General features: G+C 36.9%; 15 protein-coding genes and 2 pseudogenes. 11 read left to right on the top strand and 6 right to left on the bottom strand.

The annotated features are described in order from the left end of the window. Positions 1-7: 7 nt before the first annotated feature. Entirely contained in the window at positions 8-1384 is a 1377-nt protein-coding gene (locus AC1DIV_RS05250) for an NAD(P)-binding domain-containing protein (protein WP_340876976.1), read from the top strand. A 483-nt stretch (positions 1385-1867) separates the two neighbouring features. On the opposite strand, the gene AC1DIV_RS05255 is transcribed toward AC1DIV_RS05250, so the two are convergent. Further along, entirely contained in the window at positions 1868-2554 is a 687-nt protein-coding gene (locus AC1DIV_RS05255) for a DUF3888 domain-containing protein (protein WP_340876975.1), read from the bottom strand. Positions 2555-2713: 159 nt separating this feature from the next. Between AC1DIV_RS05255 and AC1DIV_RS05260 the strand changes: the two genes are divergently transcribed. Then, positions 2714-3028, top strand: coding sequence for a hypothetical protein (locus tag AC1DIV_RS05260; RefSeq protein ID WP_340876974.1), 315 nt, complete (start codon positions 2714-2716; stop codon positions 3026-3028). A gap of 82 nt (positions 3029-3110) precedes the next feature. Here AC1DIV_RS05260 and AC1DIV_RS05265 read toward each other — a convergent pair. From AC1DIV_RS05265 to AC1DIV_RS05285, 5 genes and pseudogenes are all read right to left on the bottom strand, one after another. Beyond that, positions 3111-4270 (bottom strand): IS3 family transposase gene (locus AC1DIV_RS05265; protein WP_445670131.1). Its coding sequence is split into 2 segments (ribosomal slippage): positions 3111-4012 and positions 4012-4270, totalling 1161 coding nucleotides; the frame shifts between segments, so codons are not numbered across the junction. A gap of 289 nt (positions 4271-4559) precedes the next feature. After that, positions 4560-5027, bottom strand: coding sequence for an NUDIX domain-containing protein (locus AC1DIV_RS05270; RefSeq protein ID WP_340876973.1), 468 nt, complete (start codon positions 5025-5027; stop codon positions 4560-4562). Positions 5028-5036: 9 nt separating this feature from the next. Further along, entirely contained in the window at positions 5037-5495 is a 459-nt protein-coding gene (locus AC1DIV_RS05275; protein WP_340878560.1) for a putative iron-sulfur cluster-binding metallochaperone, read from the bottom strand. 37 nt (positions 5496-5532) lie between these two features. Next, the gene (gene merR / locus AC1DIV_RS05280; protein ID WP_340878558.1) at positions 5533-5946 is read right to left on the bottom strand and encodes an Hg(II)-responsive transcriptional regulator; all 414 of its coding nucleotides are present in this window, start codon (positions 5944-5946) and stop codon (positions 5533-5535) included. A 119-nt stretch (positions 5947-6065) separates the two neighbouring features. Continuing rightward, positions 6066-6246, bottom strand: a pseudogene (locus tag AC1DIV_RS05285) (VOC family protein); the annotation flags it as partial. A gap of 167 nt (positions 6247-6413) precedes the next feature. On the opposite strand from AC1DIV_RS05285, the gene AC1DIV_RS05290 reads away from it, so the two are divergent. The 9 genes and pseudogenes from AC1DIV_RS05290 (at position 6414) to copZ (ending at position 13165) form a co-directional block, all read left to right on the top strand. After that, the gene (locus AC1DIV_RS05290) at positions 6414-6761 is read left to right on the top strand and encodes an ArsR/SmtB family transcription factor (RefSeq protein ID WP_340876972.1); all 348 of its coding nucleotides are present in this window, start codon (positions 6414-6416) and stop codon (positions 6759-6761) included. 17 nt (positions 6762-6778) lie between these two features. Further along, entirely contained in the window at positions 6779-8077 is a 1299-nt protein-coding gene (locus tag AC1DIV_RS05295) for an arsenic transporter (protein ID WP_477575923.1), read from the top strand. A 34-nt stretch (positions 8078-8111) separates the two neighbouring features. Beyond that, positions 8112-8531: an arsenate reductase (thioredoxin) gene (gene arsC / locus AC1DIV_RS05300; RefSeq protein ID WP_340876970.1), complete on the top strand. Its 420-nt coding sequence runs from the start codon at positions 8112-8114 to the stop codon at positions 8529-8531. Between the two features lie 86 nt (positions 8532-8617). Further along, positions 8618-8983, top strand: a complete 366-nt coding sequence (gene arsD / locus AC1DIV_RS05305; protein WP_340876969.1) for an arsenite efflux transporter metallochaperone ArsD — start codon at positions 8618-8620, stop codon at positions 8981-8983. A 30-nt stretch (positions 8984-9013) separates the two neighbouring features. After that, on the top strand, positions 9014-10783 hold the full coding sequence (arsA, locus tag AC1DIV_RS05310; RefSeq protein WP_340876968.1) for an arsenical pump-driving ATPase: 1770 nt from the start codon (positions 9014-9016) through the stop codon (positions 10781-10783). 46 nt (positions 10784-10829) lie between these two features. Further along, positions 10830-11255: pseudogene (locus AC1DIV_RS05315) on the top strand (protein-tyrosine phosphatase family protein). 21 nt (positions 11256-11276) lie between these two features. Further along, on the top strand, positions 11277-11552 hold the full coding sequence (locus AC1DIV_RS05320; protein ID WP_340876967.1) for an adhesin: 276 nt from the start codon (positions 11277-11279) through the stop codon (positions 11550-11552). 1048 nt (positions 11553-12600) lie between these two features. Continuing rightward, a complete protein-coding gene (locus AC1DIV_RS05325) occupies positions 12601-12942 on the top strand; it encodes a metal-sensitive transcriptional regulator (RefSeq protein ID WP_340878556.1) in 342 nt (113 codons plus the stop codon). Positions 12943-12958: 16 nt separating this feature from the next. Further along, positions 12959-13165 (top strand): copper chaperone CopZ, encoded by a 207-nt coding sequence (gene copZ / locus AC1DIV_RS05330; protein WP_101222666.1) that lies wholly within the window; start codon positions 12959-12961, stop codon positions 13163-13165. Positions 13166-13266 lie beyond the last annotated feature (101 nt).

Below are 13266 nucleotides of genomic sequence, written 5' to 3' on the forward strand. Positions count from 1 at the left end.
GGGAATAATGATGGTTCAATTTGATGAAAGTGCTTTACCCGTAGCAATTATAGGCGGGGGTCCTGTAGGGCTTGCCGCTGCCGCTCATTTACTGAAAAAAGGGGAGAAGTTTATCGTACTGGAAGCGGGAGATTCGGTTGGTTCCAGCATGCTGGAGTGGGGGCATGTCAGAATGTTTTCCCCATGGCAGTATAACATCGATCAAACAGCAAAGGAACTGCTGGAGAACGCAGGATGGACGTCACCTGACGAAAATGCTTTGCCAACAGGTCGCGAACTGGTAGAAGAGTACCTTCTTCCGCTAAGTAACCTTCCAGAAATAAAAGAACAGATTATGTTACAGGCAAAAGTAGTCGGTGTTGCCAAAAAGGCTCATGATAAATTAAAAACAGGAGAACGAGACACGGTTCCCTTTCAACTGTATGTAGAAGTGAATGGTGACACACAAGTCATTGAAGCGAAAGCAGTGATTGATTCCTCAGGTACTTGGACCAATCCAAACCCCATCCTTTCAAGTGGAATTTGGACGAATGCGGAGAAACAATTACACAATCAAATCCACTATGGCATCCCTAACGTCGAACAATTAGAAAACAGATATCAAAATAAATCCACCGTGGTGATCGGAAGCGGTCATTCTGCCATAAATGCTCTATTGGATTTGGCCACTTTACAGCAGAAATTTACGGATACAAAGATCTACTGGGTTCTTCGTAAAAAACAAATCCATGAAGTGTACGGCGGGCAAGAAAACGATGGCTTGGCAGCTCGTGGAGAATTGGGCACTAGAATTCAGCAATTAGTGGAGTCTGGACGAATCAATATTCTTACTCCCTTCCATATTAACGGAGTGTATCCAACGAACAATAAAATCACTGTGGTGGGGGAACTTGACGGAGAAAAAACCACAATCGGTGAGATCAATGAAATCGTTGTGAGTACGGGGTTCAGACCAGATACATCCTTTTTAAATGAAATAAGGATAAACCTTGATTCAGCTGTGGAAAGCATAGAAGCGCTTGCTCCGTTAATTGATCCTAATATTCATAGTTGTGGAACGGTGCGGCCGCATGGTGAACAAGAACTACGACATCCTGAAAAGAACTTCTATATTGTTGGCATGAAGAGTTATGGAAGAGCACCTACATTCTTACTGGCGACAGGCTACGAACAAGTCCGTTCCGTGGTGGCTTATCTCACAGGGGATGTAGAGGGGGCAAAAGAAGTACACTTGGAACTCCCTGAAACAGGAGTTTGCAGTGTGAATCTTGCATCTAATTCTTGCGAATCTGATCTTCCTGCAAATGAAACAAAGGATGGTTCATGCTGTGGCAGTCCTGTGTTAGCGAGATTGGAGATCAAAAATAATTCTTGTTGCGAATAAACCAAAAGACCAGTCTGAAATTAGGCTGGTCTTTTTTGATACTTTTTATTTCGAGATGCAATATTAAATTATTTTTGGATAGTCGGACCACTTATTGTGTCTTCTTTTGCCCATGGAGCTACCGCACCCGTTAGCCATCCATGAAGCGCAAAAATCAGCGCTTCACCACAGAGAATGAAAATTGGTCTCTATGTCGATAATGTTTTAATGGCTGGCGAAGAAGGTCGTTGAACTATGGTGCCTTTGAGCCCATCCGTTAGTCTGACTCCGACGACCACGGTGTACCACCGACTGTCGCGCTAGCCTCTACTTAATTTGCTATAATTGGAGGTTTTTGTTTAACGATTGATCAAACTCAATCAGATCACTCATAAGGCTCAGCCTTTTTTTTAAAAGCGTTTTTACTGGGTCTATTTTGTTGTGATTTTTTTGGATTTTGAGCTTTTTTAATTTTCATGGGAGTTCTATAAGATGTTTTATATTTTAGTGGGCTTCTAATGGTATTTTTCCAATATTCGAAACGTCAATATGCTCGTATTTTATCACTTCAAAACCTGGTATTCGTAAAGTAATTGTATCGAAACCGTAAGGTGGCATTCTAGGTCCTTCATAAGTAACAATTTGAATTGTTATATCGTATTTATCATCGAATTCATCACGAACAATATCGATAACTCTTTCCGAATCAAAGAGCCTTGATTCACCATAATACTTTTTTGTTACATTGAGTATCTCTGTACCGATAGATCTCAAAAATGCCTGTTCGAGTATAACTTCACTACCGACCGTAGGAAGTTTCTTCTTCTCAGTTTTAACGACTTTCCAGACGTTATTTTCTTTTTTTAGTGTATATAAAAAATTTAATCCATCTAACTTGACTGCATGTATATAAGCAATGTTTTCTTTAACATAAATCCTTGGCTCCCTAACCCACGTCCATATATCACCCTGTAATACAGATAATACTGCCCTACCTAAAAGTGAAACTTGTCCTTTATCATTATAGAAGGGAAATTCTCTGAAGAAATATATATCTTTAACCCCATTTAAATTAACATCGAAATAATACTTATTAATTAATTCTTGACTTGGTGCTTCTTGCCTTGCAAAAACAGCAGTATTATTTATAAAAAACAAGATACAGAAAATCACATAGAGTTTTTTCTTCAATAAGAACCACCTACTTTTAATTTTGTAGGTATCTTTCCCAAAAGCTTTTGCAACAAACCTGTCCCTTAGTAACTAAACTGTAAACGGAATGTTACGCAAATAGCATTGTTGGAGGAGACTTCAATATATATAATTAAGACTCGTTAAGGAGTGATGAAATTGATAAGCGTTACAGTAGATAAGTTAAAATTCAAGAAACAATTATCGGGAATTGAACAAATCACACTGAAAGATTTTCTGTATACCTGGGTAGGTAGCTCAAGCAAAGGATTGGATGATTTTTTTCACCTTGAGTACACAGTAGATGTATTTGCCAAAATGGAAAAAACGACGAATGACACCGATTTGTTGATTTCTGATGATGATTATTTTAGATACATAACATTGACGGAAGATAATCAAATTGTGATAGGTGTTTTAGATATGAATTCAGAATTAAAACATAGAATAATTTCATTAGATAAGATTAAATAATTCTGCGTGTTCTTTAACCCATAAAAAAAGAGGCAGCATTGCACATAACCCTGTCAAGTAGACAATAAAAAAAGAGTATTTTTTAAGCTGCGGCCTTTTCTCGATATTCAATTGGGGAAAGGCCGTTGAATTTCTCTTGAAAGCGAGCCGTATTGTAAAACTCTATATACTCTTGAATAGCTAGATAAGCTTGCTCTGCTGTTTTTGGACATTTTAAATATAACTTTTCTGTTTTTAAATGTGAGAAGAAGCTTTCTATACACGCGTTGTCGTGACAATTGCCACGACGAGAGTGGCTTCCTCGAATGCCGAGTTCCTTCACCTGATTTTCATATGATTTCGTCGTATATTGGAATCCTTGATCTGAGTGCAGGAGAGCCCCCTTGCTAAACGGCTTGTCCCTTAGCTGGTTTAGTGTATTATGAACCAATTCAAGATCATTTCGTGTAGAAACTTCCCATGCAACAATTTCATTATTATACAAATCTAATTCGGCGGAAAGGTAGGCAAACGTGTCTCCAATCCGTACATAGGTTATATCTGTTACTAACTTATGAAACCTCATCTCTGCGTAGAATTCACGATTTAAGACATTATGAAATACAACTGACCCTCTTCGGCCGTAGAAAGGGCGTTTCTTCCGAATGACAGATTGGACCCCCAACTCTCTCATCAATCGACGAACACGCTTGTGGTTTACAACGATTCCTTCTCTGGACAAAGCTCCAGTCATCCGTTTATATCCGTAGTAGGGGTGTAGCTTATGGATGGCTAAAATATGTTCTTTTATCCATAGATTTTTCTCAAGTCGCAAAGAACGAGCAGACTGTGCCTTCCGCCATTTGTAGTATCCAGCCTTTGAAACTTCAGCGATTTTTAATAGCCACGAAAGTGGGTGCGTTTTCCTCAAACCATCGATTATTTGAAACCTTTCGGCTTTCAGGACCATTCCTTCCCATGTAGATTTGGATTGCGCTTTTTTAAATAATCCACCTGCGCTTTTAGATAGGCATTTTCCTCTTCGACACTAGAAAAATTCTTACGGTTCCATACACCACGTTGATCTTCAAAAGACTCGTTATTCTGCACTTTCTTCACCCAACTCGCTACCTGTGCATCACTTTTAATACCAAAACGCTCACGAATCTGGCGATATGACCAACCTTCCTCCACCTTCAGACGAACCACTTCTCTCTTTAATTCTTCTGTATACGCTTGAAACGTTTGCCCCTTTTTTGCCATACAAAAAATCCCCTCCAGATTGACAGTTAAGAACATTTTATCATGTTCTCTTTTTTCTCTGTCTACTTGAAGGGGATAATACCACATGGTACACTGTCTTTTTTTATTTGTTCACTATATGTCTTATGCGACGTTACTGAATTATCCTGCCCCGATAGTTGCATAAGAAAAGGAGCTGCTGGTCAGCTCCTGATAATGAAGTAAAGCACATGTTAGTTCATTAAGAAAATCGATTCTTAAACCCAATATAGAATTGATTCATACTTTATTTTTTTTGTCTGCAACTTCATTACGGTGTAACTACATTTATAATTTGCCCTTTTAATTCAACTAACTTGTTCTTAATGAATGGATCTGTTTCTTCAGGTAATTGATCTAGTTTAAAAAATTGAGCCTCAATTGCCTGATTCTCATCAGGAGTTAATTCTCCTTCATAGTGAGTACATAAATATCCTATTGCAACAATGTGATACTCATCACCAACGTCCTCTGGTTTCTTAGATAATTCCATACCAGAATAAACACCAAATAATTGTAATGAATTTAACGTTAACCCAAAATCTTCTTGTACATTTCTTTTAATACATTCCTCAACTGACTCATTTAACTGCAAAATACCACCAGGAATCCCCCATGTTCCACCTGCATATCTATACAGTATAATTTCTCCTTTATTATTAATAATAGCTACACTTGGCCTTACTACTATCAATGGGGAATTTCCAATCATTTCTCTCATAACTTCACAATAATCCATAAAATCCTCCTATGATAATTGATTAGTAAACTTTGTAACATTTCCTAAACAACAACTACCTTGAGGGTTGTTTACCTCACAACCACATCTATTTTCTTTTATGTTTTCACGAATATGTTCTACTGGATTAGGATTAATTCCTTTTTCTACATATTGTTTAATTTTTTCCTTTGTCCAATCAAAACAATAACAAATTGGTGTAGTCACTGAGTCATTTTTTTGATGAACAGCTACCTTTATGTCAGATACAATGTACTTTTTTTTACTTGTATCAAAATAGACTACTTCACAATCTTTGGTTGAACAAAAATAGTGATTGTCTTTAGCATTTAATGTTTCTAATGCAGATGGTCTAAGCAATGATTTTAGTGTAATTAACTTTACATTTTTAGCTTTATTTTCACAAGATGGACAATTACCATTATTATCGATTTTTATTGTTTTTAGGTTACTACAACAATCTTCCATCATTCCTCCACCTTTACAATTTATATTTTTATAAGCCTTATTCCGTTTTCTTGTTTTCACCCATTAAAGTTTCGATAATAGGACATTCATGTAAAGTTTTTTCAACAGGACAACATTCTTTTAAATTATTAAGCATTTGTTCGATCTTTTTTAAGTCTCTTATCTTCTTTTGGACTTCATCTATTTTTTGAATTACAAAATCATACATATCTATACATCGTTCATCGTCTTTATCAACGACTCCAAGTAATTTATCAATTTCTGATAAAGAAAATCCTAAATCTTGCATTCGTTTAATGAACTGTATACGATTGACGGTTACATCTTGATATGTCCTATAACCAGTATTAGTTCGAGTAGGCTCTGGAATCAGTCCAAATCTTTCGTAATATCTTATCGTTTCTTTATTAACTCCGCATTTATTTGCAAGCTCACTTATAAGATATTTCACCATATTCACCTCATAATAAATTATAAACCCTGTACCATAGTACAGGGTAAAGGGGAGTTTTGAATTTTTTCACTAATTGACGTTAATACAATACAATACAATACTTCACAATCTCATCTATGTATTAACATGAATAGCGTTAACCCATCAACTTCAAAGGTCATAGAAAAATGTTCTTCACCGTAAATATCATAAAAATTAGAGCTTTGGTTTTCTTTAGATTTAACAAGAAAAATACTTTGGTTTGTAAAATTAAGAATTGCTTTTATAGCTTAACTCTGTAACCAATTTACTTACATAAGTTCAATAAGTATCATTTTTTTTCAACTCTTTTAAGCAGACTAAAATTAAAAATTATTTTGTTTTGAATAGTTAATGATTGATTAAATAAGAATATACTTATACAATGATGTTAAATAACCACATAAGCATATGATTATTTATTAGATTAGGCTAGGAGGGATAACATGCAAACGAATGAAGCGTTGGATATAGAAGCTACGGCAAATGTTCTTAAACTTTTAGGTGATAAAACACGTTTGACGATGGTAAAAATTATGTCTGAGCATGAATGTTGTGTCTGTGAATTTGTTGACCTGTTTGATATGAGCCAACCTGCTATTAGCCAACATTTACGAAAGTTGAAAGATAGCGGAATTGTGAATGAAGCAAGAAGGGGACAATGGATATTTTACTCGTTAAATCAAACATCTCCGTATTACTCATTTATTCAAACGGTCATCAAAGATTTGCCAAGTCAAGCATTTAAATTAGAAGAATTAACAGCACAAGGAAAACGAATTTGTTGTGACTAACGAGGAGGAGAACATCAGTGGGTATAGTTATATTAGCAAGTATCATCTTTTTGCTGACGTTGACATTCGTCATCTGGCAACCCAAGGGATTGTCAATCGGCTGGTCAGCATGCGGGGGTGCGGTACTTGCCTTACTCGTTGGGGTTGTTGACTTCAACGATGTAATTACCGTTACGGGTATTGTATGGAACGCGACGTTGGCGTTCATTGCTATTATCATTATTTCTTTAATTTTAGATGAAATTGGTTTCTTTGAATGGGCAGCTCTACATATGGCGAGAGCGGCCAAGGGAAATGGAGTGAGGATGTTTGTGTATGTGAGCATTCTTGGAGCCCTAGTCGCTGCGTTCTTCGCAAATGACGGAGCCGCGCTCATCTTAACTCCGATTGTATTGGCGATGGTTCGAAACTTGAAGTTGGAAGAGAGAATGATCTTTCCATTTATCATCGCGAGTGGGTTTATAGCGGACACTACATCCTTACCGCTTGTGGTAAGTAATTTGGTCAACATTGTTTCTGCTGACTTTTTTGATATCAAGTTTATTGAGTTCGCATCTAGAATGATCGTTCCCAACCTGTTTTCATTAGCAGCAAGCATTCTGGTATTATATTTGTACTTCAGAAAGAGCATTCCGAAGAATTATGATATGGCTCAATTGAAGAAGCCAGTCGATGCCATTCGGGATGTGAAAATGTTTCGCCTGTCTGGGATTGTTTTAGGTGTTCTGTTGGTAGGTTATTTTATCAGTGAATTTTTCAACATTCCCGTATCCATCATTGCAGGTGTTATCGCCATTTTCTTCTTGTTTATGGCAAGGCGAAGTCCAGCTGTTAATACCAAAACTGTTGTAAAAGGCGCACCATGGGCGATTGTGTTCTTCTCCATTGGAATGTATGTTGTGGTGTATGGATTGAGAAACGTTGGATTGACGAACATTTTAGCTGACCTTATACAAGTAACGGCTGATCAAGGATTATTCGCTGCTACTGTCGGAATGGGATTCATCGCAGCTATTCTTTCATCGCTTATGAATAACATGCCGACGGTTATGATAGACGCTCTTGCCATTTCCGACACGAATACAACGGGCGCGATTAGGGAAGCCCTTATTTATGCCAATGTCATCGGTTCGGACTTGGGACCAAAAATTACACCGATTGGTTCTTTGGCTACCTTATTGTGGCTGCATGTCCTTTCATTAAAAGGCGTGAAAATCTCATGGGGAACCTACTTTAAAACGGGAATCATCTTAACCATCCCAACATTGTTCATCACATTAGTTGGCTTATATATATGGTTGAATATTATTCACTAAATACATCATTTTACTCATAAAGGAGATAAACAACATGGCTAAAAAAACACTTTACTTCTTATGTACAGGTAACTCTTGCAGAAGTCAAATGGCTGAAGCATGGGGTAAGAAATATCTAGGAGACGAATGGCAAGTGCTAAGTGCAGGAATTGAAGCACATGGCTTGAATCCGAAGGCTGTTAAAGCGATGAACGAGGTTGGAATGGATATTACCAATCAAACTTCCGATATCATTGACCCTGACATTTTAAATAATGCCGATTTTGTGGTCACATTATGTGGCGATGCTGCAGACAAATGTCCAATAACGCCACCGCATGTGAGGCGTGAACATTGGGGCTTTGATGACCCAGCAAGAGCGGAAGGAACCGATGAAGAAAAATGGGCGACCTTCCAACGTGTTCGTGATGAAATCAGAGAAAGAATCGAACGTTTCTCTAAAACGGGCGTATAAATAAAACTGAAAAGCCGAGTAATCACTCGGCTTTCGTTTTATCCATGGCATAAGTAAATGATTATATATGAAGGGGAGATGAGCAAGTGATGAAAGTTGAAATCTTTGATCCTGCGATGTGTTGTTCAACGGGGGTATGTGGACCGAGTGTTGATCCTGAATTAACAAGGGTGGCATCTGCTGTTTATTCTTTAGAAAAGAAAGGGTTCGATATCAAACGTTATCAATTAACCAATGATCCTGCTAAGTTTGTAGATAACCCTGAGATTAATAAAGCTTTACATGAAAAAGGACCTGACGTCTTGCCAATTATTTTAGTCAATAATCAGATTGTAAAAGAGGGAAGTTATCCAACGAACGAAGAGTTTGGAGAATGGTTTGAAATAAAACCTGATGAGTTAAATGAAAAGCCAAAAGCTCGTCTTTCCATTGATTTAAATCAACTGAAATAAGAAAGAAAGAAAGAAAGAAGGGGAAAGAGCATGTTTCAATCTTTCAATCCGAAGAATGTCATTCAAACACCCTTTTTATTTTTAACAGGAAAAGGTGGGGTAGGAAAAACATCGACAGCCAGTGCCACCGCCGTTGCATTAGCTGATAGTGGGAAAAAGGTGTTGCTCATCAGCACAGACCCAGCTTCCAACTTACAAGATGTATTTGGAATAGCGTTAACCAATTCACCCATAGCCGTACCAGGTGTTGATAATTTATTTGCCAGTAATTTAGATCCAGAAGCTTCAGCGAGAGCGTATCGTGACAAAGTGGTGGGTCCATATAAAGGAAAGCTACCTGATTCGGTCGTTGCCACCATGGAAGAACAATTATCGGGAGCATGTACGGTGGAGATTGCTGCATTTGATGAATTTTCCAATTTGTTGACTAATGTTGACATAGTCAATCAGTATGACCATATTATCTTTGACACCGCTCCAACTGGGCATACGTTAAGGCTTTTACAGCTTCCGACGGCATGGAGTGGATTCCTGGAAGAAAGCACACACGGTGCGTCATGCTTAGGTCCTTTATCAGGGTTGGCGGACAAAAAAGACCTTTATTCTAAAACTGTGGAGGTCCTTTCCAATCCAAGTAAAACCACATTAATCCTAGTTACAAGACCTGATGCCTCATCCTTATTTGAAGCAGACCGTGCATCCAATGAACTCAAAGAAATTGGCGTGAAAAACCAAATACTTATCGTGAATGGGCTTCTTCAGACACACCTTGAAGAAGATGAAGTGTCATCCGCCTTTTATCACCGACAACGAAACGCATTGCAGCACATACCAGAACATTTAAAACAGATCGCTGTTTATTCGTTACCGTTTGTTTCTTTTCCCTTAACAGGGATAGACAATTTACGATATTTATTTAAACAATACACGATCCCATCAAAGATGGTGACATATGAAGATTACACAGCGAATCTTCCAAGATTGAATGAAATGATCACTGATTTCTCATCAAATAATACAAAGCTTATTTTCACAATGGGGAAAGGCGGAGTGGGGAAAACAACGGTTGCTTCCGCTATTGCCGTTGGTTTAGTGGAAAAGGGGCACCGTGTACACTTAACGACAACAGATCCTGCGGGGCACTTGAATTACCAATTCGAAAATGATCAATTCAATCAAAACTTAACGATCAGCAGCATTAATCCAAAAGAAGAAGTGGAAAAATACAAAGCAGATGTCATTACAAAAGCAGGCTCAGATTTAGATGAAGAAGGACTCGCTTATTTAGTGGAAGATCTTAATTCACCTTGTACAGAGGAAATAGCCGTTTTCCGAGCCTTTGCTGAAATTGTAGCTAAATCAGAAAATGAAATGGTCGTTATTGACACGGCGCCAACGGGTCACACGTTGTTATTGTTGGATGCTGCACAGTCTTATAGTAAAGAGATTTCGAAGTCAACAGGTGAAGTCCCTGAAAGTGTAACAAAACTGCTTCCTCAAATTAGGAATGCAGAAGAAACAGCTGTTGTAATTGTCACGCTTGCAGAAGCCACACCCGTGTTAGAAGCATCCCGATTACAAGATGATTTAAGAAGGGCCAATATTACCCCACAGTGGTGGGTGATTAATCAGATTCTATATACTACAAATACGATTGACCCTGTACTAAGCGGGAAAGCATCGGCAGAAAAAGAATGGATTCATGAAGTTAACGATAAGTCATTTGGAAAATGTGTCATTATTCCATGGATGCTAGAAGAAAAGATCGGATATGACAAGTTGAAAGATTATACACATTAACTGTGCAAATTTTGGTCAAAAAACCTTAGTTGGAGGGGAAATATAATTGACCGCAAAGAATTATCATGAATTAATTAAAGATCGCATCTTCATCGGTGGAGCAGATGATGTGAAAGAAATGATGGAAAATGAGGGGGCAGATATAATTTTTGATTTGAGTGCAGAAGCACCTGACGAAACTGCATATAACCGCCTGCATAGTCCCATTGTCGATGATGCTGAACACCAAGATTAATCCATTAAAACGTCGATCGCTCATGTCGTAAAAGCATATAATGAAGGAAAAAAAGTGTATTTTCATTGTGCTGGCGGAAGCAATCGTACGGGTACTGTTGCCGTTGTGACCTTGTTGACTTTGGGTAAGGGAAAGTCTATTGAAGAAGCAGAGGAAATGGCTAAGTCCGCACGTCCTAAAATTAAGGTGAAACCAGAAATGAAAGAAGCATTAAAAAGAATATTTCCTAATGTATAAAAGAAAAGGGGAGGAATTAATATGAAGATAACAGATGAAGCAAAACAACTTTTAGAAAATGTGTTAAATGAAAATGGTGCAGAAGGAATTCGTCTATACTCGGTCGCAGGTTGTTGCGGCCCACAAATGGCATTGTCTTTAGATGCCCCACAAGAAACAGATGTTATCCAGAACATTAACGGAATTAAAGTGGCAGTAGATTCTCAAATTGCTTCAACTGAGGAATTCACATTAGACAAAGAAGAAAATCAAGATGGTGTAGGCTTAGTTTTAATTGGCGGTAGTAACTGTTGCTAATGCTTAGGTAAAAATAAGGGGGGAGTTGTTCATTTTGGTGAATAACTCCCCCTCCTCTATTTAATTGTAGGATTGAAACGCTTAATTGGAATAATTGGAATCTTGGCTGAGGGGACTACATGCCACTAAGTGCTTTCCTACAACTGCAATGAATTATACTTTTCATTCGGTGTAAAAAATTATGTTTTGAACTCTAAGAGTAACCTTTTTGAATGATGGTCGTACGTTATCCAATGGCCTTCAGAAATCCCTAAACTTATGAAATTTTATAAATCCCGTACAATTAGATACAAACTGACTTCCACATTAAAAGGCTTTTTAGTCCAAACATATTAATACTTTTGCTCCAAAACCAACTTTTAGATTCTTCTATTTAAGGCATCCCTTAAAATTTCACAAAAAATGCAGTAAAGTACATAATTAAAAGTCCAGTCGCTAATCCAGAATGGTTTAACCATGAAACAGATGCTTCATTGATATTGTAGGAATGAAAAGCTACGGCCGAGCACTTACATTCCTTATGGCTACAGCAGGATATGAACCTGGTTCGATCTATTGCAGCTTATATAACATATCTATGGTATAGAAAAAAATTCCAAAAAATGCTAAAAATAATCATTTTATACTGGTGCAATTTTCCCGTATCATTTGGTAACAAAAGACATAAAAATACAATGAGTGGATCGGTGAGAATTATTGAGAAGTGGTTGTTCAACGTGTTAAATAAAGATAATGGAGTGTTATTGAATAAGGATTTATTAAAATCGAGAGTGGGATTTAAAAGGATTATAACTTTAGGTGGTATATTTTTGATTTCATCAGAAATTTCTTTTTGGAAAAAGTTTAAAATAATCTTTAACTAACAACATGAAAAATATATTCATACATGCATTAGGTTAGTATAGATACACTTAAGTATTTTTAAGCAAACCCTAGTAAAGTAAATAGAATCTATGTCAAATACCTATTTTAAAACTTTTTATAAAAAAACCTTCACATACCATAGAGGGGTATAGTATTATGTAATTAAGGAGGTGAGGCAATGTCGATGAATTCAGAATGTCTTGATAAAATTGTTGAAATTGATCAATACTGCTCATCAGACGGTGAAAGAAAGAGCCATCATTCAGATAAAGTGAAAAAAAATTTAGTATCAAGATTGAATCGAATTGAAGGACAAATTCGAGGAATAAAAGGATTAATTGAAAAGGATACGTATTGTGATGATGTCATTACTCAAATATCTGCGACTCAATCAGCATTAAATAGTGTCGCTCGTATTTTACTTGAAGGGCATATGAAGTCATGTGTTTTAGAAAGAATTCAAGAAGGGGATACGGAGATTTTAGATGAGGTAATGGTGACAATTCAAAAATTAATGAAAAAATAAAAGGAGACTAAGCGATATGGAAAAAATGACTCTTAACGTAAAAGGAATGTCATGTGGGCATTGTATAAATTCAATTGAAGGCAATGTAGGCGAATTATCTGGAGTTACCACTGTTAAAGTAAACTTAGATTCTGGAACTGTTAGTGTAGTGTTTAATCCGAACGAAGTTAGTATTGATAAGATCAAAGAAACAATTGATGACCAAGGTTATGATGTACAATAAAATTAATACAGAACCTGCTGATTAAAGCACGATTTCTTTCAGAAATTAATATACTATACAGGGGTATGGTTTAAGTAATTAAAATAGATCAACTGACATAA

It is taken from the genome of Peribacillus sp. 05N428, from assembly GCF_056397085.1.